This window comes from uncultured Pseudoflavonifractor sp., from assembly GCF_944387805.1.
Classification (GTDB): domain Bacteria; phylum Bacillota; class Clostridia; order Oscillospirales; family Oscillospiraceae; genus Pseudoflavonifractor.
Genome location: NZ_CALXGI010000010.1, coordinates 31,099 through 53,345 on the forward strand (window position 1 = coordinate 31,099; position 22,247 = coordinate 53,345).

The window sequence follows — 22,247 nt, forward strand, 5'->3', positions numbered from 1 at the left end:
AACCTCCAAAAAGTAAAATTTATTCCATTACGGCCTCACACGGGGACAGGACCGTCTTTTTCCGAAGCAGGGCCAGCATCAGCATGCCGGCAAGAGAACCGGCGGCCAGGGCAATGAGGTAGCCCGGTATATTCCGGATGACAGGAAAGACGAAAATGCCGCCGTGGGGGGCGGGAAGAGCGCAGTTGAAGAAGGCGGACAGACCGCCCGCCAGGGCAGAGCCGACGACACAGGCGGGAATAACCCGCACGGGGTCGGATGCGGCAAAGGGGATGGCGCCCTCAGTGATAAAACACAGGCCCATAATATAATTGACCAGGCCGGATCTGCGCTCGGCTGGGCGGAAGCGGTTGGGGAAGAAGGTGCAGCACAGGGCAATGGCCAAAGGGGGCACCATACCGCCCACCATGGCGCAGGCCATAATGCCGGAGCCGGAAGCGGAGTCGGCGGAGGCCAGCGTGGAGGTGGCGAACACATAGGCGGCCTTGTTGAAGGGACCGCCCATGTCCACAGCCATCAGGGCGGCGACCACCACGCCCACCGCAATTCTGCTGCCCTCCCCCATGCCGTTCAGAGTGCTGTCCAGGGCGGTGTTGAGCATGCCCACAAAGGGGTTGACGGCGCACATAAAGAGACCGATAACCAGTAGGCCGGACAGGGGATAGAGCAGAGCGGACTTGAGCCCGTCCAACGGGGCGGGCAGCGCTGACAGCGGCCGCTGAAGCAGGCGCATCAGGTATCCCGCGGCAAAGCCGGCCACCACAGCGCCCAGGAAACCGGCGGAGACAGCCTCGGCGGCGAAAAAGGGGAAGGTATAGCCGGAGACGGCCAGGGCGCCGCCCACAAAACCCACCATCAGACCGGGCCGGTCCGCGATGGATACGGCGATGTAGGCGGACAGCACCGGCAGCATAAAGTAGAAGGCGGCGTTGCCTACGGTGCTGAACCAGGCGGCCAGCGGAGTGTTTTTTCCGAAGGTCTCATACCCCAGGGCGGGGTCGTCCAGCAGGAAGGAGAGGGCGATAAAAATGCCGCCTGCGATGACAAAAGGGAGCATGTGGCTCACGCCGCTCATCAGCTGCTTGTAGAGGGTGCGGCAAAGTCCCTCCTGGCTGCGGCCGGAGGCGGGCTGAGAAGAGCTGGCATCCCGGTGGTGATATACCGGCGCCTTACCGTCCAGAATCTCCTGAATCAGCTCAGCCGGACGGCTGATGCCGGCGGCCACAGGCACCCGGAGCACGGGGCGGCCGTCAAACCGGGCCATATCAACCTCACGATCGGCAGCCACAATGATGCCGGCGCAGGCGGCAATCTCTTCCGCCGTGAGCACTCGGTTAGTACCGGCCGCACCGTTGGTCTCAACCTGAATGGAGCAGCCCAAGGAACTGGCGGCCTGCTCCAGAGCCTCAGCGGCCATATAGGTGTGGGCGATGCCGGTGGGGCAGGCGGTGACGGCCAGCACCCGGGGCAGGGAATCGGGGGCGGCGGCGGGGAAATCATCGGGAAATTCCGCCCGTTCGGCCTGGTCGATGACAGAGCGAAAGGCGGCGGGAGTGGCCGCCGCCATAAGCTGTGCGCGGAACTGTTCCCCCATCAGCAGCCGCATCAGCCGGGAGAGGAGTTCCAGGTGAAGTCCATCCTCCCCCTCGGGGGCGGCGATGAGGAAAATGAGATGGGAGAGGCTGCCGTCCGGCGCGCCCCAGTCCACTCCGCCGGGGACTGTTATGGCAGAGAGACCGGGGCGGAGAACGCCGGAACTTCTGGCATGAGGCACGGCAATGCCTGAGCCGATGGCAGTGGAGCTCTGAGCCTCCCGCTCCAGCAGGGCCTTCCGGAACTGGGCTGGGTCGGAGAGGTTGCCCTGGACGGATTGAAGAGAGACCAGCAGTTCCACAGCGGCAGCCTTGTCCGCCGGCGCCGCGTCCAGCAGAATCCCCCGGGCCTGAAGAAGGTCAGTGATACGCATTGCTCTCATCCTTTCCGTCCAGATGTGGAGAAAATTTCAGCTTACTTGGACTCGGCGTCCCGCAGAAGCTGGAGGAACTCGGCGGAGGACTTGCAGTCGGCCAGCTTCTCGGACAGACCGGGGTTCTTCATCAGCACCTGGAGCAGGCTGGAGAGCATCTCCAGGTAGGCGCCAGGGTCGTTCTCGGGGCCCACCAGCAGGAAGATCAGGCGGGAAGGGCCGTCCACGGCGCCGAAGTCGATGCCGTTGGGCACAGTCATAACCGTAATGCCCCGCTCCTTTACGCCGCGGCTCTTGGCGTGGGGCACAGCCACGCCGTGGGACAGAGCGGTGGTGCCCAGGCTCTCGCGGGCCAGAACGTCGGCCCGGCACACGGCGGGGTCGGTGACGCAGCCGAAGCGGTCGGGACCGGAGACCAGCATGTTGATGGCCTCCTCCTTGGTGGTGGCGGCTGCGCCGATGAGGATACCGTCCTCAGTAAGCAGATCAGTGATACGCATGATAACCATCCTTTCATAAATAAAAATTGCCTTGGAACGTTATATGATAGAGAACAGGGTGATAACCTGGGGTTACAGGATGTTAAGAAGCTGTTCCACCTCTTGCCGGGTGGCCAGATGGTCAGAGAAGGCGGTGGCGGCGCCGGCCGCGGCGCCCATCAGCAGGGCCTCCCGGTAGCTGCCCGTCAGATGCAGGCCGGTGAGGAAGCCGGCCACCATGGAATCGCCGGCCCCAACAGAATTGCGCACCGTGCCGGCGGCGGCCTCCTGCCGGAGGAACTTGCCGTCCTCGGTGAGAAGAAGGGCGCCGTTGGGCCCCAGAGAGACCAGCACGTTGCGGGCGCCCTGTTCCTGAAGCTGAGCGGCACAGGCCTTGATGCCGGCTGGATCGCCGGAGGAGAGGGACACGCCGCACAGTTCAGAGAGCTCCTCCTGATTGGGCTTAATCAGAAAGGGGTGGTACCGGAGCACGTTGAGCAGCAGGGGACCCGAGGCGTCCACCACGCAGCGGATGCCCCGCCCGGATATCCGGGAGAGAATATGCTCGTAAATATCGGCGGGGAGAGAGGCGGGAATGCTGCCCGCAAGGACCAGAGTGTCCCCCTTCTTGATGGAGTCCAGCCTGGAAAAGAGCTGTTCCAGGGCCTGGGGCGGGATATCAGGTCCCTGCCCGTTGATCTCGGTCTCCACGCCGGTTTTCAGCTTGATATTGATGCGGCTTATGCCGGATGGGAGCATGATGAAGTCATTGGGCACAGACATCTGATCCAACCAGAGGGCGATACACTGGCCGGTAAAGCCGGCCAGAAAGCCGAGGGCTTTGGTGTCCATGCCCAGATTACGCAGCACGATGGAGACATTGATGCCCTTGCCGCCGCAGCGAAGCGCTTCGCGTTTGGTGCGGTTGAGGGTCCCCATCTCCAGGGTATCCAGATAGACTGCATAATCCAGGGCAGGATTAAAGGTAACAGTATAAATCATACATGGGGGACCTCCTCTATAATGGTAAAGGAGCGGTAGCTTTCATCGGGCAGGCGATCGGTAATAATGCAAGCCTTGTCAATGGGGGCGAAGCTGACAGGGGAGACCCAGTCAAACTTGGCGTGGTCGGCCAGTACATAGGCCATGTAGGACCGGTTAAAAGCCTCGCTCTTGAGCATGCCCTCCTCGGCGTCCGGCGTGGTGAAGCCGGCCTTGGCAGAGATGCCGTTTGCCCCCATAAAGCATTTGGTAAAATTATATTTCTGAAGGTTCCGGGCAGCCACCGCGCCCACTACCGCCTCGGTGGCCGGTTTGAGTTCGCCGCCCAGGATGTAAGACTTCAGGCCCTTTCGGGCCAGATGCTGGGCGTGGGCAATGCCGTTGGTGACAAAGGTGGCCCGGCTCTCGCCGATGGCCTCCACCAGCTTTTCCGTGGTGCTGCCTGCGTCAATGTAGACAAAGTCATCGTCCTCAATCAGCGTGGCGGCATACCGCCCGATGAGGGCCTTCTCCTCCGCGTTGAGGCTGGCCTTGGTGCGCACGTCGGCCTCCAGTGTGGCGAAGGGGGAGGACAGGGCGGTGGCGCCGCCATGGACCTTGTTGAGCCGGCCCATTTCATGGAGCGCATTCAAATCCCGGCGGATGGTGGCCTCCGAGGCGCCAAGGGTGCGGGTAAGTTCGGCCACGGTCACGGTCCGCTTCCGGGCAAGCATTTGAAGAATCTGCTGATATCGCTCCTGTGTCAGCATGTTATGGCTCCTTTTCACGCTTTTTTGTGATTTCTGAGGAGAATATAGCACCACTTCTAAAAAGTGTCAAGCAGTTTCAATCAAATAAAATCAGAATTTTTCAACAAATAATCAAACAAAAGCGCGGTCCTGATTGGAAAAAACGAAAAGGGGGAAAAAGGTTGTCATTTTCCAGGAAATTATGTCTACTATTTTGGGCCTGATATGGTATAATGGGGACCGAACAGCGCCCCGGCCACAGCGGCACGGGAGAGAAATCTAACAGAAAAGGGAGAGAACCCCAATGAATTGGAAACGGAGCATAGCGGCGCTGTTGGCTGCCGCGGCGCTGCTGCTGACCCTGCCGGTGAGCTGCAGTGTTACTGTCGGAGGCGAGCGGGAGAGCCAGGAGGCAAACGTTCCCAGCGCCGCCCGGGATGACTTCAGGGCTGTATGGGTGGCCACGGTATACAATCTGGACTACCCCAACGCGGCCACCACCGACGCCGGAGCTCTCAGAGCTCAGGCGGACGAGATTCTGGAGAACTGCGTGGATATGGGCATGAACGCGGTGATTCTCCAGGTCCGCCCTTCGGGAGACGCCCTCTATCCCTCTGAACTGTTTCCCTGGAGCAAGTACCTGACCGGCACCTCCGGCCTGGCTCCTGAGGACAATTTTGATCCTCTGGCCTACTGGGTGGAGCGGGCCCACGCCCTGGGGCTGGAGCTCCACGCCTGGATCAACCCCTTCCGCGTCACCAAAGGCGGCGAGGCCGAGCTGGCCGCCCTGGACGCCAAGTCCCCCGCCGTGCAGCACCCCGAGTGGGTGGTGGAGTGCGAGGGAAACTACTATCTGAATCCCGGGCTGCCCGAGGTCCGGGAGCTGGTCATCCAGGGGGCGGAAGAACTGGTCCGCAATTACGACGTGGACGGCGTCCATTTGGACGACTATTTCTACCCCAGCCGCAGCTTCAACGACGAGGAAACCTTTCAGCAGTATGGCGGAGCCTTTGACGACATCGGCGACTGGCGGCGGGACAATGTTAACCGGCTGATTCAGGGGCTGGACCAGCGGCTCCACGCCCTGGACCCGGAGCTGTCCTTCGGCGTGTCCCCCTCCGGCGTGTGGGCGGACAGCACCCACCAGAGCGCCGGCTCCGCCACCACCGGCAACTATGAGAGCTACTATGCCGCCTATGCCGACAGCCGCAAGTGGGTGCAGGAGGGCTGGGTAGACTACATATGTCCCCAGATCTACTGGTATATTGGCCACCCCACCATGGACTATGAGACCATTGCCCGCTGGTGGAGCGACACGGTGGCGGGCACCGGCGTCAAGCTGTATATCGGCATGGCGGACTATCTGGCCGACGACGGCACCGAGGGCTCCCCCTGGAACGGGCTGGAAGCCATTACCGCGCAGCTGACCCTGAACCGGGAGCTGAAGGTGTCCGGCGAGGTCCACTTCCGCTACAAGTTTCTGGCGGTCAATTCCAACATGAAGAAGCTCTATGAGACCTGGTACAGCCAGTCCATGGACGACCCCCTGGCGGCAGAGACGGCGGCATTTTTATCCCGCCTGCCCCGGGAGGAGCAGACTCACTGGGCGGCTCAATACTACGGCGTGCTGGGGGCCATGGGGGTGGTCACCGGCAAGCCGGACGGAACCTTCTCTCCAGACGAGCAGGTGGACCGGGCCTCCATGAGCAAACTGGTGTGGGGCGCCATGCCTTATCTCAACGGCAAGGTCCTGCCCGCCGGCGGCGTGGACAGCCCCCTTGTGGGCACGGCTGGCACCTGGGCCGAGGGGTATATCGCCGTGCTGCACAGCCAGGGGTATCTGGAGCAGGAGGACTATCCGAACGGTTTTTTTCCTGCTGACCCCATGCCCCGGGCGGAAGTGGTCAAGCTCCTGGTCCGGGCATTGGGGTATGAGGATGACGGCACCGTTGACGGAACTGCTTATCCCGATGTGACAGAGGATTTCTACTACATTGCCAAGGCCACCGAGCTGGGCATCATCACCGGCAAGCCGGACGGCACCTTTGCCCCCGGCGAGGGTGTGGACCGGGGCAGCGCAGCGGCCATGCTTCTCCGGGCCATGGATGCCCAAAAGGCATAAAAAGGCGGTACGTCAGCGGCATGAACTGCCTCAGATTGTGCAGGCAGAACAAAAAGAGTCCTGCCAGGAAATAGAGAGGTTTATTGGAGAGGCGCCGCGCCAGCGGCGCCTCTCCAGTCTTTTACTGGAGGCGCGCATGACTGTAAAAGTGGATATGTGGTTTGCTCATCTTGTTCTCCTCGTGGAATGCGGCCGGTTTGCTGCGGTAGATGCACCCTGTATCCCGCCGCAGCTAATGTAAGTACCCCCCGGACCTCTGTAAGACAAGGGGTCCGGGGGGTACAAAATTATCTGCCTTTCTGTATGAAAAAGCGCGGTAGCGCTTATGCCTCGGGGAAGAACAGCTTCAGGTCGTCCTCCACGGTGCCGATTCCGGCGATGCCGAAGTTCTCCACCAGCACCTTGGCCACGTTGGGGCTGAGGAAGGCGGGCAGGGTGGGGCCCAGGTGGATGTTCTTGACGCCCAGGTACAGCAGGGCCAGCAGAACAATAACGGCCTTCTGCTCATACCAGGCGATATTGTAGACAATGGGCAGGTCGTTGATGTCGCTGAGGCCAAAGACCTCCTTCAGCTTCAGGGCGATGACCGCCAGGGAGTAGGAGTCGTTGCACTGACCGGCGTCCAGCACGCGGGGGATGCCGCCGATGTCGCCCAGGTTCAGCTTGTTGTACTTGTACTTGGCACATCCGGCGGTGAGAATCACAGTGTCCTTGGGCAGGGCCTTGGCAAACTCGGTGTAATAGTCCCGGATCTTGGCCCGGCCGTCACAGCCGGCCATAACCACGAACTTCTTGATGGCGCCGCTCTTGACGGCCTCCACCACCTTGTCCGCCAGGGCGAGCACCTGGGCATGGGCGAAGCCGCCTACAATCTCGCCGTTCTCAAGCTCGGTGGGGGGCGCGCACTTCTTTGCGTGCTCAATGAGCGCGGTGAAGTCCTTCTTCTCACCGATGTCTCCGGGGACATGCTTGCAGCCGGGGTAGCCCGCCGCGCCGGTGGTGTACATGCGGTCCTTGTAGCTGTCCTTGGGGGGGACGATGCAGTTGGTGGTCATGAGAATGGGGCCGTTGAAGGACTCAAACTCCTCCTTCTGCTTCCACCAGGCGTTGCCGTAGTTGCCCACGAAGTTGGGATACTTCTTGAAGGCGGGGTAGTAGTGGGCGGGCAGCATCTCGGAGTGGGTGTACACATCCACGCCGGTGCCCTGGGTCTGCTCAAGCAGCATCTCCAGATCCCGCAGGTCGTGGCCGGAGACCAGGATGCCGGGGTTCTTGCCCACGCCCAGCTTGACCTTTGTGATCTCGGGATTGCCATAGGCGGTGGTGTTGGCCTTGTCCAGCAGCGCCATGCCGGATACGCCGAACTTGCCGGTCTCCAGGGTCAGGGCTACCAGCTCGTCCACGGTCAGGCTGTCGTCCAGCGTGGCGGCCAGGGCCCGCTGGAGGAAGGCATCCACCTCGGCATCCTCCTGCAGCAGGGCGTTGGCGTGCTTGGAGTAGGCGGACAGGCCCTTGAGACCGTAGGTAATGAGCTCCCGCAGGGAGCGGATGTCCTCGTCCTTGGTGGACAGGACGCCCACCAGGGCGGCCTTGGCCTCAAAGGCGGACTCGTCCGCCGTCCAGACCGCGGCCTGGGGCAGCGCGTCCCTGTGCTCCACCTGGGACAGCAGCGTTTCCTTGGTGTCCAGCGTGGCATGGATGCGCGCCACAATGGATTCCTTGTCAAAATTGGCATTGGTAATGGTGGTGAACAGGTTCAGGGTGATCAGATGGTTGACCTCGTGGGGCACATCCTTCCCCTCGGCGCGCAGCCGGGTGGTCACGGCCGACAGACCCTTGGTCACATACACCAGCAGATCCTGCATGGCCGCCACATCCGGCTTCTTGCCGCAGACGCCCGACATGATGCATCCCTTGCATCCGGCGGTCTCCTGACACTGATAACAAAACATCTTATTTTCCATCATGATTTTCTCCTCATAAACCCGTGGGTGGTTTCGTGGGGCAGGCCGCCCTTGACTTTCTGAGCGGAGTATACTATATTCAGAACAATCTGTATGTTGTCAAAACAACAAAAGGAGCTTTTTATGATGGATTTTATTGGCCTGTCCAAGACAGCACTGTTTCGCGGCGCCACGCCCCGGGAGGTGGAGGCCATGCTCTCCTGTCTGGGCGCGCAGGCGCGGCAGTTTTCAAAGGGCGAGATGCTCTGCCGCACGGGAGACGTGGTGACCGCCCTGGGCGTGGTCCTGTCCGGCAGCGTGCTGATTGAAAACGACGACCTGTGGGGCAGCACCACCGTGCTGGACAGCGTTGGGCCGGGGCAGATCTTTGCCGAGACCTACGCCTGTGCCTCCGGTGAGCCGCTGATGGTCAACGTGGTGGCCGCTGAGCCCACAGAGGTGCTGTTTTTGAATGTGGACCGGGTGCTCCGGGTGTGCTCCCATGCCTGCGATCACCACAGCAAGCTGATCCGCAATCTGCTCTCCATCTCCGCCCAAAAGAACCTGAACCTCTCCCGGAAAATTTTTCACACTGCACCCAAGTCTATCCGCGGGCGGCTGCTGTCCTATCTGTCCTATCAGGCCGTGCGCAGCGGGAGCCGCAGCTTTGCCATCCCCTTTAACCGCCAGCAGCTGGCCGATTACCTCAATGTGGACCGCAGCGCCCTGTCAAACGAGCTGAGCAAGATGCAGAAAGAGGGGCTGCTGAAGGTGGACAGAAATCAGTTTGAATTGCTGGGCGCCCGCCAGCAGATGGAATTTTAGAGGGGATTACAGCTCCAGATTTCCCGTTGCCGGGTTATCGATGAGCTTGCCCTCTTCGGTGAAGCGGGGGCCGTGGCAGGGGCAGTCCCAGGTGCGCGCCTGAGGGTTCCACTTCAGCGCACAGCCCAGGTGAGGACAGCGTTTGGCAGTGGGGGTCAGCAGGCTGACCATGGCCTCCAGACCGTTGACAGCCAGGTGAGGGCGGAGAATGGAGCGGGAAGGGGAAAACACATCCGCATAAGGATTTTTCTTCCCCTGGACAAGGTCGCTCAAAATCATGGCGGAGACCATGGAGGAGGTCATGCCCCACTTGCTGAAGCCGGTGGGCTGTACGCAGCGCGGGGAGAATGCTGGGAAAATATACCCTGCCGCCTGGAGGATACATTATAACAGCGGTTCCGAAGCGTTAAGCCGCGGGCAAAGGTGAAGGTTCGTCATTTCACACAAAAATTGCAAAAAATTTTGCGTATCAACCAAATGAAAGAAAAACATGATAAAATAGTTAGGATAAGAAATTTTGTATTGGGGGGATAGAACAATGCTGATACGCGCTTTCCCGGGACCGTATATGCTGTTGGAAGCTGTGGAGCTGCTGTATGCCGTGGTCAACCGCGTGCCGGCACAGAAGCTGACATCGGGCGGTTCCTATGAGCTCCCGGTGGAAGAGATGCAGCATATGATAGATGGGCTCGAGAGAGAGATGGATCTGCAGAATCCGGATCTGAAGCTATTTTTCCAGAAAATCAAAATCAAGGACGGAAGCGAAGACACGACATGCCTTGCCCGCAGCATCGCCTATCTGAAAATGGACTTTGCCTGCACGGACGTAACCAGTGCCATGCTTTCTCTGCAGGACAAGTGGCGCGAGATGCAGCGCGGCTGCGAATACCCGGTGCACATTGGAAAATACAATCTGGACTGCGATAAGTGCGATGATAAGCGGACCAGCTCGCTGGAGCAGAAGATCCGCCGGCTGCTTGTTCCGGCCGAATACCAGCGGGAGCTGCTGAATGCTCTGACAGACTTTCAGACCTATACCGAGCGGCTGCAAAAGCTGCTCCTTCCGGCGGCGGAGTATATGGAACGGCGTCTGGCGCCCTGGATAGAACGGGCGCAGCCGCTGCTGAAGCGATGGGAAGAACAGTTTACGCAGCCGGAGTCTCTTGCAAAAATCGCCAGGCACTGGCCCAAGGAGGTGGCCCACGAGGCGGAGAACCTCTATTTTACCCTCCGCTATCTGGACTGTCAGTATCGGGTGTCGCAGTATGATGCCGGGCAGAAGAGCGTTTATCTCCATATCGGCGTGGGCTGTCTGCCTGAAGACGACAGCCGGAACGGCGTCGCGTCCTGGGAGCTCCGGGCGCTGAGACTGCTGGGCAACGCCGCCCGAGCGCAGATTCTCTTCGCCCTGCGGGACAAGCCCATGTCCACCCGTGAGATCGCGCGGGAACTCCAGATGGACCTGGGCACGGTGAGCCGCGACGTGCGGAATCTGTGTGACGCAGGGGTTCTGGTGACGAGAGAGGGGGAGGACCGGCGCAGATATTCCATCTGTACTGAGACGGTGGAGGCGCTGATTGCCTACCTGGAGATGCTCAAATCAATATAGACAGAAGAAAAAATCCCTGGACCGGGCTTGCATGCCGTCCAGGGATTTTTAATTTTACTTATTCAGGAATATAAGAAAGATAAAGTAATTTAAGTATGATACAGGAATCTGGTCTATAAAAACTATCACAGTAAAGTAAAAAAGAATTGCATAAGTGTAATTAATATGCTAAAATGGCTGTGTCGGCAAAAATGCCGACACAGCCATTTGATTCCTTCCCGGAGCGAATGTGGTTTGGAGCCGGGCGCCCGTCCAGAGGGCGGAGCGTTCCGGAAGCGATGGAAGGGAGAGGAGAAAGTACATCGCGGTTACGCGGTCAACAGGAAGGGGAAATGAGAATTCTGAGGAACGAATGGGAATGGAGAGGCACGGCATCAAAGAAGAAATTTTTTAAGGAGGAGCCATGAAGAAAAGACGACAGTTGAGAAAATGGGGACTGGCATGCCTGGTGATAGCGCTGCTGGTATGCTCTCTTCCCGGCACGTATGCCGCAGCGGCCGATTCGGACGCTATCGTGTTTGACACGGTGGAAAGCGCCCAGGTCGGAGATACAATCGCGCTGGACATTAATGTTGCAGATGCGGATTCTGACATTACCGACGGCAGACTGGTCATCCTCTATGACGGCAACGCCCTGGAGTATGTCGGCGCGGAGAAGGGCGAGGCCTGGACCGAAGACACAACACTGGAGTACGAAGTCAACCCGGATACGTCCGGACGGGTGGTACTGGCCTTTGCCGCGAATGTCAACGCGGGGGAGGGGACCATTTTCACCCTGAACTTCCGCACCCTGCAGGGCGGCAGCACAACGATCCGTCTGCGGGGCAGCTATCTGACCGGTGTATCCCCCTTCCCCGATGCCTCTGCCAGCATTATAGTGGAGGGCGGAGCGCCGGTTGAGCCGTCCGACCCGCCTGTGATTCCCCCGCCCATCGATCCGAACCAGCCCAGCGGCGATACCGACATCCCCGATGACGATACGCCCACCGGCGACCTGCCCCATGCCGGCGGCGAGTGCCCGAGCGCGGTGTTCTCCGATGTGAATACCAACCTCTGGTATCATGAGGGCGTGGACTATGTGGTGGCAAACGGCCTGATGCTGGGCACCGGCTCCACCACCTTCTCCCCCGATGCCGGGACCACCCGGAGCATGCTGGTGACCATCCTGTACCGCATGGCCGGCTCTCCGGCGGTGAGCGCTTCCGCGCCCTTCACCGACATTGTAGCGGGCACATTCTACTACAATGCGGTGCTGTGGGCTTCCAGCAACGACATCACCAATGGCGTCAGCGAGACCTCTTTTGCCCCTGACGTACAGATCGACCGGGAGCAGCTGGCCACCTTCCTGTACCGCTACGCCCAGTTCACCGGCCGGGACACCACAGCGCGGGCGGACCTGACTGCGTTTGGAGACGCGGACCAGCTCAGCGATTTTGCCAGCGAGGCCATGTCCTGGGCGGTCGCTGAGGGAATTATCCAGGGCGGCTCCAATTCCGTGCTTCTGCCCCAGGAGACGGCAACCCGCGCGCAGATCGCCACTATGATCTACCGCTTTGAGACAGCTGAGAAGGAGTGAGGGCGACGATTATGAAGCGTATGAAGAAACGAGTATTGTCTGTGCTGCTTGCGCTGTCCATGGTGCTGACGTTTGTGCCGACAGCGTTTGCCGCAGGGACGGCTGAAGAGACAGGCAGCGGGATTGTCTCTCAGGTCAGCAGCGCCGGCGAAAGGTTTGCCGGCGGCTCCGACAGCTCCGGAGGCGGCCTGACGCTCGCGGCAACAGAGGGCGATACCATTGTCAGCGACGATGACGCCGTCCCCATGAACGACGACAGCCAGCCCTCGGACGGGATCGCCATCACCGGTACGCTCAACGAGGACACCGGGACGGTTACGGAGGATGGCCTGGAGGAGAGCGGAGAGCGCACTTCCGGCACTGAAGCCGCAAACGAGCCTGCAACAGACGACCAGGTGACCTTTGTGGTCGAGCTGGAGCAGAGCTCCCTGCTGGACGCGGGCTACTCCGCCGACGAGATTGCCGACGACACCAGCGCCGTGCGCTCCTACGAGGAAGAGCAGAAGACTGCTCTGGAGGAACTGAAGGCGCAGATCCTTGAGACGGTGGGTGACAGCGCTCCCGTGGAATTCGGCTACACCTATACGGTGGCCAGCACCGGCCTGTCTGTGACTACCACCTATGAGAATAAGGCGAAGATTGCGGAGATTCCCGGCGTAAAGCGGATCTATGTCTCGCCCAAGTTCCATATTCCCGAGACGGACGACCAGCTCTATCCCCAGACCAGCAACGCCACTGTGATGATCGGCGCGGATCAGCTCAATGAGACGGGCTATACCGGCAAGGGCATGCGGATCGCCATCATCGACACCGGCCTGATGCTGACCAATCCCAGCTTCGGCCCTCTGGCTGACGATCAGCTCACCGAGGACTCCATGACCAAGGATGAGGTCATTAAGATCTGGGACGAGGGCGAGCTGAACGCGTGCGAAGGCTCTACCGTGGTGCCGGGCAACATCTATTACAGCACCAAAGTCCCTTACATCTATAACTATGCCCTCAAGAACACCGACGTGTCCCACGACGGCGCGGGCAGCGACCACGGCACCCATGTGGCCGGCATCGCCGCAGCCAACAAGCTGGACAGCACCGACGTGGTGGGCGTGGCCCCCGAGGCCCAGCTGCTGGTCATGCAGGTGTTCTCCGGAAACGGCGCCGACTGGAACGTCGTGATGGCCGCCATGGAGGACTGCGTGCGGCTGGGCGCCGACGTGGCCAACCTCTCTCTGGGTTCTGCAGCCGGCTACTGCGACGATGACGCCAATATGAACGGAATCCTCAAGAAACTGCTGGACGCCGGCGTCCAGGTGGTCATTGCCGCTGGCAATGACACCAATAACGCCTACAACAACAACTTTGGCGGATACTCTCTGGCCAGCAACCCTGACGTGGGCCTGGTCGGCACCCCCAGCACCTACTATGCCGCGCTGAGCGTGGCCTCCGCCAACAACAACGCGGTCACCCAGTACTACTTCACCGTGAACGGAAAGGACATCGGCTATAACGACACCGGCGCCGGTTCCGGCAACGGCCTGTACGAAAGCCTCAGCGGCAAGGAGCTTGAATTTGTGGTCCTCTCCGGCTACGGCGACGAGGCGAGCTATGTGGACGAAAACGGCAGCACGATTGACGTTGAGGGCAAGGTGGTCGTGGTGTCCCGCGGCGGCGGCGTGGCCTTCCCGGACAAGCAGACCAATGCCCAGGAGCGGGGCGCTGTGGCCTGCGTGGTGTACAACAACACCACCGGCGTGATCAACATGCAGATCAACACCGGCTCGACCAACATCCCCTGCGTGTCCATCACCCAGTCGGACGGGCTTTACCTGAAGGCGCAGGCGGAACAGGGGAACACCACCCTCACTGTGAGCGCGGAGGGCCCCAAAAAGTTCATCACTGCCACCGCCATGAGCGACTTCTCCTCCTGGGGCTCTACCTCCAACCTGAAGCTGAAGCCTGAGATCACCGGCGTTGGCGGCAATATCTACTCCACCCGTGATCCCGACTATGCCGGCGATAACTACGGCTACATGAGCGGTACCTCCATGGCCTCTCCCCAGGTGGCGGGCGCCATGGCTGTGCTGAACCAGTACCTGCGTCAGCTGGGCTATGAGAAGGGTGAATCTACCTGGAAGCTGGCCACCAACCTGCTGATGAGCACCGCCAACCCCATCATGTACAGCGAGGACCTGGAGTACTCCCCCCGCCAGCAGGGCGCGGGCCTGGTGGATCTGGTGGGCGCGACGGAAGCCGGCGCGTACCTGTCCAACCCCGACGCGGCCTATGGCCGGCCCAAGGCCGAGGTGGGCGACAGCTCCAACGGTACATATGTGTTTAACTTCATAATCACCAATATCTCTGACGAGGCCAAGACCTATACGTTCGACTCCTCCCTGATCACCGAGACCTATGACAACGGCCTTATCGGCAACCGGCCTTACGGGCTGGAGGCCGAGGCGAAGGTGCTGGCCCCGGGCGACTTCAAGTATGACTTCAACGATGACAACCTCATTACCACGGCGGACGCCCGCCTGCTGATGCTCTCCATCCAGGGCGATGAGGATGCCATCCCCGAGACGGACAAGCGGTATCTGTACCGGGACGTGAATGGGGACGGCCAGGTTGACATGGACGACGTCAACATCATGGTCCGCTACTGCGCCGATCGCGATGTGGACATGAACATGCTGGACACCATCAGCGGCCAGCCGATGGGCACTGTCACCGTGGAACCCCGCGAGTCCGTTATGCTCCTTGCTGAAATCACCCTGACGGACAGCGACAAGGAGTATCTGGCCCAGTTCCCCAACGGTATGTTCGTGGAGGGCTACCTGTATGCGGAGAGCACCACGGGCGACGCCGCGCAGAACCTGACCATGCCCATCCTGGGCTTCTACGGCGACTGGTCCGCCGCCCCTGTGTTTGACGGCGTGGACGGCACGACCAGCCTGTATGACAGCGCGGTATACACCTACCTGAGCCAGCTGGGCACCAACCCCTATATCCGGGCCAGCCAGCGCAGCGGCGACGCCTACAACGCCTTCTCCTATGTCAACCCCCTCAACGAGATCGACTTCGGCCTGCTGCGCAACGCAAAGCTGCTGCGCTTCACCGTCACGGATGTGGAGACCGGCGAGGAGTACTTCCAGTTTGACTCCGACTACAATGTCAAGACCTATTATAGCGATAACTACGGCATGGTGGTGCCCTTCTACATCTATAACGCCACCGCCGACGAGCAGGTTGTCTGGACCGGCCTTGACCAGGACGGCGACATGCTGACTGACGGCACCCGCGTGAGATACACGGTGGATGCCTATCTGGATGACGGCGACAACGAGGTGGACGACACCTGGTCCTTCGAGGCGACCCTGGACACTCAGGCTCCCAAGATCCAGAACGCTGAAGATCTGGATAGCGCCCTGAAGGTGGACGAGGCCAACGGCATTGTGACGCTGACCCTGGATCTGTACGACAGCCAGAATATCGCAGCCGTCATCTTCATCTCCCGCGAGGGCGAGATCATGGGCAAGTTCGAGCCTGGTGCGGACTATACGCCCGGCGAGCCCTATGAGCAGGCGTTCAACATCACCGGCTTTGGCACCGACTTTACCATCATTGTGGGCGACTATGCCTGCAACGAGACCGAGCTGGAAGTCTCCCTGGAGAGCGAGACCGGCCTGACCAATCCCAAGGTGCAGCCCCTTGACAGCGGCCGCCTGTACGGCAGCGAGAATATCGACATCTCCTCGGTGGAGCAGGGCTGGTTCAGCGTGGAAAAAGACGATCTGAGCGATGCCCGCAACGAGACCTTCAGCACCGCCACCTATTTCTCCGGCGAGTATGTCAACGGCCGGATTATCGCTCAGCGCAATGACGGCGACATCGTGCTGCTCACTCCCTACGGCACCTACTGGGAGTCCCAGATGCTCCTGGAGAGCTCCGCTGAGGCAGAGGGACAGGCCGGCTTCAACACTCTGTACGACATGGCCCTCCTGTACGACGCCGACGGCCCCGACCGGCTGTTCGCCGTGGGCTGGACCTACGATGGGAACACCACTCCCGCCGGCCAGTACAGCGGCTCTGCCAACCTGTACGAGCTCAAGTTCTATGAGAATGGCTACATTGATCTCCTGAAGACGCCCATCACCGGCCTGGAGGAAGGCGACGAGATAGTCACGCTGGCCATCAGCGACGACGGTATCTTCTACGGCATCGACACCGAGGGCGTGCTGCGGACCATTGATCCCAATACCGGCGCGTGCACGCGCATCCGGGAGATTACCGAGTTCACCGGCCTGGCGGGCTACGCAGGGGTTAATGTGGTTCAGTCCATGTGCTATGACCACGAGGAGGACGTGATCTACTGGGCGGCCCACAGCCAGAGCTCCAACGGCTACGCCTACAGCCACCTGTGCGAAGTGCTGACGATCGATCCCAGCCAGCCGGACTGCCCGGCGGAGGTCATCGGCAGCATGGGCCACTCCGGCGCCTCCGCCCTGTTTGTGCCCACGGAGCTGGAGTCCGACCTGTTCGAGCTGGACGTTGATCCCTCCAACTTCACCGTCAGCCCCTATGAGACCTACCTCCTGGAGGGCAAGAGCGCGTATCTCGACGTGGCCTGGAATCCCTGGAACGCCAAAGCCCAGGAGATCACCTGGGAGAGCAGCAATCCCGATGTGGTCACGGTGAACAGCAGAGGCCGCATTACTGCGGTGGTCCCCGGCACGGCGAGCATCACGGCCACAGCGCAGGTGTACGGCTCCCACAGCGATGAGAGCACAAACTGGGAGTATGTTACAGAGTGGTATGAGGTTACTCAGACTTGCTCCATCACCGTGGTTCCGTCCCAGGAGCATATGTACGGCTATGTGGTCACAGATGAGACCAACGCCAGCAACCAGCTCAAGTGGATCACTTACAGCGATACCAGCCCCAGAAGCATCACCCATCTGGGTGACTCCATCGTAACCGTGGACGGCGTGGAGACCAAGGCCATGTGGCAGGGCGGCACCTACTGCAACGGCGTGCTGTACACCGTTCAGTATGAGAGCCGCACCATTGACGACGTGATCTATCAGGGCACCGCGGTCTACCGCTCCGAGGTGACGCTGGACGAAAACGGCGTGGTCACCGGCATCGGCGCTCCGGAGGAGTTCAGCTTCACCGACGGCATCGAGGTGGGCAACATCAGCTTTGACTACACCACCGGCCGGATGTACGGCGTCGACCTGACCCATGGCGGCCTGTGCGTCATCGACATGGATACCGGCGCGATCGACTCCCTGGGTGAATTCCAGTTCGAGTCCTCCACCTCCTCCTCCGAGTCTGTCATGACCGCCATGTGCGTCATCTGCCAGGACGGGGACGCCATTATCCTGACTGCCAGCATGAACGGCAACCTGTACATTGTCAACCCCGATACCATGGTGTGCACCAATGTGGGCACCGCCGGGGCGGAGTTCTGGTTCTACGGCTCCATGCTCTACGACTACAACACCGGCAACATCTACTGGAACCCCTCTGCCGGCGGCACCAACAACCCCCTGTACCTGGTGGTGCTCACGGGCCTGGAGTACGGCCTTGATCAGGTGAGAGCCAATATCTACGACATCGGCGACGTGGCCAGCTCCGGCGGCGTGGAACAGACCGTGATGTTTACCATCCCCGAGGAGGGCAAGGAGCCTGAGACCAACTTTATCCCTGTGGAGGACATGTGGCTCACCGGCGGGGACACCCGCACGGCTCTGGTGGGCGGCTTCATCCAGCTGACCGCCGAAACAAATCCCGCGCGGCCCACCGTTCAGGCCAAGACCTGGACGTCCAGCGATCCCACGGTGGCCAGTGTGGACAATTTCGGCAAGGTCACCTGCCTGCGCGAGGGTGAAACCACCATCACCGTCACCCTGACCGACAGGGACAGAAGGCAGTACAGCGATACTGTGGACGTGACCGTCCTGGCCTCCGGCGGCAATCTGACCGCCCTGCTGGCCTATGATTCGGCCACCGGGTACCGGGACTTCTGGGTCACCATTCCCGACTACGCCCCCGCGCAGACCGTGGTCGGCACCCGTGTGGCGGACCTCTACAACATCCGCGCCGGCGAATACTATGACGGCTATTTCTACGCCTATGAGTATGACGGCACCTTCATCCGGGTGTCCGCCAGCGCCCCCATGGACTACACCGTCCTGGGCAGCTGGAACCTGCCGCTGCTCGGCGACAAGGTGGTGGATATGGCCTTTGACTACAAGACCGGCACCATGTACGCGCTGACCTCCAGCGTGGAGACCTTCTATGATTCTACCAACGGCTACTCTGGTACGCCCAAGTACAGCGACCTGATGACCGTGAACCTCCAGACCGGCGAACTGACCAAGGTGGCCACGGTGGATGCCATGGTCAACACCCTGGCCATCGACGGCGAGGGCACCATATATGCCGTCGGGTCTGAGGGGGCTGAGAGCCTGGCGAATGTCTATAAGCTGACGGTGAGCGGCGACGCCGCCCACTGCGAGAGCGTCGGAACGGTGGCCGCTTCCGTCCGCGCGTATCAGTACGGCAAGGTGACCAGCGGCTACGGACCCCAGATGACCTATGACTTTGCCACCAACCGCCTCTATCTGAAGGCGGCCGGCGAGCAGAACTGGGATGGGTCCACAGATGACGGCCTGTTCATGATCCAGCTGGACGAGAACGGGGAGGTGGATTCCACCGCATCCCTGGGCAAGATCGGTCTGTTCATCAACGGCGCCAGCACTGTGGCGGACGCCTATCTGGGTCTGCTGTGCGCCATCCCCGACGCGGCTGATCTGCCGGAGAGCGGGTATATCACCGGCGTGCTGCTGAACACCCATGCCGCTCAGATGCTTTCCGGCCAGTGCATGACCCTGACCGCTCAGGTCCAGCCCAGCGGCGCTGCCCATACGCTGAGCTGGAGCTCGGACAAACCGGAAGTTGCCACGGTGGACGAGGGCGTTGTCACCGCCGTCGGCGCCGGCACGGCCACCATCACCGTCACCGCCGCCGACAACACGGGCAGAAGCTACACGGACAGCTGCACGCTCACGGTGGTGGAGTCCGTCGAGGATACCGACGCCTACGCCATCACCGACGAGGGCCTGGTCATCTTCAACCCCGAAGCGCCCAGTACCTATACGACCGTCATGGACATCAACAGCCCCGGCAACGTGGTTGGCATGGACGTAGATGTGGAAAATAAAGTTATCTACTATGTCCGCAATGAGGGCGGCTCCGCGATGCTGTACCGCCGCTCGCTGAACGGCGGACAGGAGAACTTCCTGGGTGCGCTTGGCGCCTACGTCACCTCCTTCTGCGATATGGCCTATGATTCCGAAACTCAGACGGTCTATCTGGCCAGCGGCTTGTACGTATTCCAGTACTATGTGCCCAACCTGAGCACGTCCGGGGACAACCAGCCCTCTGGCGCTGTCATGCCCTATGAGGAGGACATGGTCTCCGAGGGCAGCGTGTACGGCGTGACCGTTGCCGACGGCAGGGTGATTGCCCTGTGCAACAACTGGGGTGAGAATTACCTGTACCAGATCGACAACTTCAACACCGGCGAATGCACGTTCCTGGGCTTTATCGACGGGCTGAACATTGTTCCCTCCAGCACCGAGTTTGCCTATGATCCCGCCTCGGGCACCTACTACGCCACCAGCGCCAGAAGCGAGCTGTACGCCTTTACTGCGGAGGACCTCTATATGATGCGTGAGGAGCAGGATGAAGACGCGGCCCGGGTCATCGGCAGCGTGGGCAGCGGCCTGGATATCACCGGCCTGACCATCGCCGAGAGCCCCACGGCAGAGCAGCTGCAGCAGTGGAGTGCTGCTTATGAGCTGACCCAGGCGGGCACTGACGAAAAGGTGGAGACGGAGAGCTCCGGCGACGAAAAGGCAGAGGCGGAGAGCTCCAGCCTGACGCCTTCTGAGCCGGTAATCGTCGAAGAGCTCGGCGAGGATACGGCGGACTGATGCAAAAACCAGACGGCGCATCCAATGTGCGCCTGCCGCGGCACGCGGCATAAGAACCGGGAGGGCCCGGTCCCATCATGGGACCGGGCCCTCCCGGCATTGCTTTAGCGACCCTCTTTTTCTCCCGCTTCACAGCCGGACGAATGGTGTCCAGAACGAAGGCTGACTGTCTGCTGTGTTCCGGTCTTGCAGGCCGCAATGCTGTTGTTCTAGAGGTCTCGTATCATGGACAGGCAGAGTACAGACAGGCAAAGTGCACCCTGCTTGGTGTGGATGTAAGAGATGTTACCCATTTGCCGTTGGGAGTGTCCGCATACAACTCCCGATTGAGCAAATTTTGTACCGTGAATATGTTTGCCACAGGGTATTGTGTCCTGTGGGCGATATATGATGAGGTATTTTATTCCCACTCCACCGTGGCGGGGGGCTTGGAGGTGATGTCGTAGCAGATACGGTTGATGCCTTTGACCTCGTTGACGATACGTACGGACACCCGGTCCAGCACGTCGTAGGGGATGCGGGCCCAGTCGGCGGTCATGAAGTCGTCGGTAGTAACAGCACGGAGGGCCAGGGTATAGTCGTAGGTACGCCCGTCGCCCATGACACCCACAGAGCGGGTATTGGTCAGGACGGCAAAGTACTGGTTGATGCCGCCGTCCAGGCCGGCCTTGGCGATCTCGTCACGGAAGATGAAGTCGGCCTCCCGGAGCGTATCGGCCTTCTCCTTGGTAATGTCGCCGATGATGCGGATGGCCAGGCCGGGGCCGGGGAAGGGCTGGCGGGAGACCAGGTACTCAGGCAGGCCCAGCTCCCGGCCCAGCTGGCGAACCTCGTCCTTGAACAGGAGACGCAGAGGCTCGATAATCTCCTTGAAGTCCACATAGTCGGGCAGGCCACCCACATTGTGGTGGGACTTGATGACGGCGGCGTCGCCGGCGCCGGACTCAATGACGTCGGGGTAGATGGTGCCCTGAGCCAGGAAGTCCACGGCGCCGATCTTTTTGGCCTCCTCCTCAAAGACACGGATGAACTCCTCGCCGATGATCTTGCGCTTGCGCTCCGGCTCGGTTACGCCGGCCAGCTTGTCCAGAAAGCGCCGCTCAGCGTCCACGCGGACAAAATTGATGTCCCAGCGGGCAAAGGCGCGCTCCACCTCGTCGCCCTCGTCCTTGCGCATGAGTCCGTGATCCACAAACACGCAGGTGAGCTGATTTCCCACCGCCTCAGCCAGCAGAGCAGCCACCACAGAGGAGTCCACACCGCCGCTGAGAGCCAGCAGCACCTTGCCGCCGCCTACCTTCTCCCGAATCTCCCGGATGGCAGTGTTCTTGTAGTCCCCCATGGACCAGTCGCCGGCGGCTCCGCAGACCTCATAGAGGAAGTTGCGGATCATGGCCACGCCGTTCTCCGTGTGGTTGACTTCGGGGTGGTACTGCACGCCGTAGAAGCCCCATTTCTCGTCGGCAATCGCCACGTTGGGACAGGCGTCGGAGTGGGCCACCAGGTCAAAGCCCTCGGGCACCTTGGCCATGTAGTCGCCGTGGCTCATCCAGGAGATACCCTGGGCGGGCAGGCCCTTAAAGAGCTTGCAGTCAGTATTGTAATAGGTCTCCGTCTTGCCGTACTCCCGGGCGGAGTCGTTCTGAGCGGCGGTTACGCGGCCGCCCAGGGTGTGTGCCATGAGCTGGCAGCCATAGCAGATGCCCAGCACGGGGATGCCCAGATTGAAAATTTCGGGGTCAACGTGGGGAGCCTTCTCATCGTAAACGCTGTTGGGGCCGCCGGTAAAGATAATACCGATGGGCGCCATGGCCTTGATCTGCTCCAGAGGGGTAGTGTAGGGCTTGACCTCGCAGTAGACGCCGCACTCGCGCACGCGGCGCGCGATGAGCTGATTGTACTGACCGCCGAAGTCCAGGACAACGACAAGCTGATGGGACATCATCCGACCTTCTTTCTATGATTTTCCGCCGCTCCACAGAGGGGAGAGAAAACGGAATTTT

Annotated in this window: 12 protein-coding genes; 5 read left to right on the forward strand and 7 right to left on the reverse strand. The window is 60.7% G+C overall.

Going from position 1 to position 22,247, the window contains the following annotated elements; all coding sequences use genetic code 11:
• Positions 1 to 19 precede the first annotated feature (19 nt).
• From Q0K06_RS04600 to Q0K06_RS04615, 4 genes are all read right to left on the reverse strand, one after another.
• A complete protein-coding gene (locus Q0K06_RS04600) occupies positions 20 to 1,966 on the reverse strand; it encodes a fructose-specific PTS transporter subunit EIIC (protein ID WP_294549141.1) in 1,947 nt (648 codons plus the stop codon).
• 41 nt (positions 1,967 to 2,007) lie between these two features.
• Positions 2,008 to 2,466 carry a PTS sugar transporter subunit IIA gene (locus Q0K06_RS04605; protein WP_294549143.1) on the reverse strand — a complete coding sequence of 153 codons (459 nt, stop codon included), beginning with the start codon at positions 2,464 to 2,466 and terminating at the stop codon, positions 2,008 to 2,010.
• Positions 2,467 to 2,538: 72 nt separating this feature from the next.
• Positions 2,539 to 3,447 carry a 1-phosphofructokinase gene (pfkB, locus tag Q0K06_RS04610; protein ID WP_294549145.1) on the reverse strand — a complete coding sequence of 303 codons (909 nt, stop codon included), beginning with the start codon at positions 3,445 to 3,447 and terminating at the stop codon, positions 2,539 to 2,541.
• Entirely contained in the window at positions 3,444 to 4,196 is a 753-nt protein-coding gene (locus Q0K06_RS04615; RefSeq protein ID WP_294549148.1) for a DeoR/GlpR family DNA-binding transcription regulator, read from the reverse strand. Before Q0K06_RS04615 ends, pfkB begins: the two co-directional genes overlap by 4 nt.
• 283 nt (positions 4,197 to 4,479) lie before the next feature.
• Between Q0K06_RS04615 and Q0K06_RS04620 the strand changes: the two genes are divergently transcribed.
• Positions 4,480 to 6,297, forward strand: a complete 1,818-nt coding sequence (locus Q0K06_RS04620; RefSeq protein ID WP_294549151.1) for a family 10 glycosylhydrolase — start codon at positions 4,480 to 4,482, stop codon at positions 6,295 to 6,297.
• A gap of 323 nt (positions 6,298 to 6,620) precedes the next feature.
• Here the strand turns inward: Q0K06_RS04620 and hcp are convergent, their stop codons facing one another.
• On the reverse strand, positions 6,621 to 8,261 hold the full coding sequence (gene hcp / locus Q0K06_RS04625) for a hydroxylamine reductase (RefSeq protein WP_294549209.1): 1,641 nt from the start codon (positions 8,259 to 8,261) through the stop codon (positions 6,621 to 6,623).
• 126 nt (positions 8,262 to 8,387) lie between these two features.
• On the opposite strand from hcp, the gene Q0K06_RS04630 reads away from it, so the two are divergent.
• Positions 8,388 to 9,065: a Crp/Fnr family transcriptional regulator gene (locus Q0K06_RS04630; RefSeq protein ID WP_294549212.1), complete on the forward strand. Its 678-nt coding sequence runs from the start codon at positions 8,388 to 8,390 to the stop codon at positions 9,063 to 9,065.
• 6 nt (positions 9,066 to 9,071) lie between these two features.
• Here the strand turns inward: Q0K06_RS04630 and Q0K06_RS04635 are convergent, their stop codons facing one another.
• On the reverse strand, positions 9,072 to 9,368 hold the full coding sequence (locus Q0K06_RS04635) for a Rieske 2Fe-2S domain-containing protein (protein ID WP_365924666.1): 297 nt from the start codon (positions 9,366 to 9,368) through the stop codon (positions 9,072 to 9,074).
• 235 nt (positions 9,369 to 9,603) lie between these two features.
• Here Q0K06_RS04635 and Q0K06_RS04640 point away from each other — a divergent pair, with 235 nt between their 5' ends.
• From Q0K06_RS04640 to Q0K06_RS04650, 3 genes are all read left to right on the forward strand, one after another.
• Positions 9,604 to 10,674 (forward strand): winged helix-turn-helix domain-containing protein, encoded by a 1,071-nt coding sequence (locus Q0K06_RS04640; RefSeq protein WP_294549153.1) that lies wholly within the window; start codon positions 9,604 to 9,606, stop codon positions 10,672 to 10,674.
• A 403-nt stretch (positions 10,675 to 11,077) separates the two neighbouring features.
• Positions 11,078 to 12,250 carry an S-layer homology domain-containing protein gene (locus Q0K06_RS04645; protein ID WP_294549155.1) on the forward strand — a complete coding sequence of 391 codons (1,173 nt, stop codon included), beginning with the start codon at positions 11,078 to 11,080 and terminating at the stop codon, positions 12,248 to 12,250.
• 11 nt (positions 12,251 to 12,261) lie between these two features.
• Positions 12,262 to 20,244, forward strand: coding sequence for a S8 family serine peptidase (locus tag Q0K06_RS04650; RefSeq protein WP_294549157.1), 7,983 nt, complete (start codon positions 12,262 to 12,264; stop codon positions 20,242 to 20,244).
• Positions 20,245 to 20,644: 400 nt separating this feature from the next.
• On the opposite strand, the gene guaA is transcribed toward Q0K06_RS04650, so the two are convergent.
• Positions 20,645 to 22,186: a glutamine-hydrolyzing GMP synthase gene (gene guaA / locus Q0K06_RS04655; RefSeq protein ID WP_294549161.1), complete on the reverse strand. Its 1,542-nt coding sequence runs from the start codon at positions 22,184 to 22,186 to the stop codon at positions 20,645 to 20,647.
• Positions 22,187 to 22,247: the final 61 nt, after the last annotated feature.

Bases quoted from the DNA above. Each gene is read 5' to 3' on its own strand.
- Q0K06_RS04620 (WP_294549151.1), top strand. From the start codon at position 4,480: ATGAATTGGAAACGGAGCATAGCGGCGCTGTTGGCTGCCGCGGCGCTG.
- Q0K06_RS04630 (WP_294549212.1), top strand. From the start codon at position 8,388: ATGGATTTTATTGGCCTGTCCAAGACAGCACTGTTTCGCGGCGCCACG.
- Q0K06_RS04635 (WP_365924666.1), bottom strand. From the start codon at position 9,368: ATGACCTCCTCCATGGTCTCCGCCATGATTTTGAGCGACCTTGTCCAG.
- Q0K06_RS04645 (WP_294549155.1), top strand. From the start codon at position 11,078: ATGAAGAAAAGACGACAGTTGAGAAAATGGGGACTGGCATGCCTGGTG.
- Q0K06_RS04600 (WP_294549141.1), bottom strand. From the start codon at position 1,966: ATGCGTATCACTGACCTTCTTCAGGCCCGGGGGATTCTGCTGGACGCG.
- Q0K06_RS04650 (WP_294549157.1), top strand. From the start codon at position 12,262: ATGAAGCGTATGAAGAAACGAGTATTGTCTGTGCTGCTTGCGCTGTCC.
- Q0K06_RS04605 (WP_294549143.1), bottom strand. From the start codon at position 2,466: ATGCGTATCACTGATCTGCTTACTGAGGACGGTATCCTCATCGGCGCA.
- guaA (WP_294549161.1), bottom strand. From the start codon at position 22,186: ATGTCCCATCAGCTTGTCGTTGTCCTGGACTTCGGCGGTCAGTACAAT.
- hcp (WP_294549209.1), bottom strand. From the start codon at position 8,261: ATGGAAAATAAGATGTTTTGTTATCAGTGTCAGGAGACCGCCGGATGC.
- pfkB (WP_294549145.1), bottom strand. From the start codon at position 3,447: ATGATTTATACTGTTACCTTTAATCCTGCCCTGGATTATGCAGTCTAT.
- Q0K06_RS04640 (WP_294549153.1), top strand. From the start codon at position 9,604: ATGCTGATACGCGCTTTCCCGGGACCGTATATGCTGTTGGAAGCTGTG.
- Q0K06_RS04615 (WP_294549148.1), bottom strand. From the start codon at position 4,196: ATGCTGACACAGGAGCGATATCAGCAGATTCTTCAAATGCTTGCCCGG.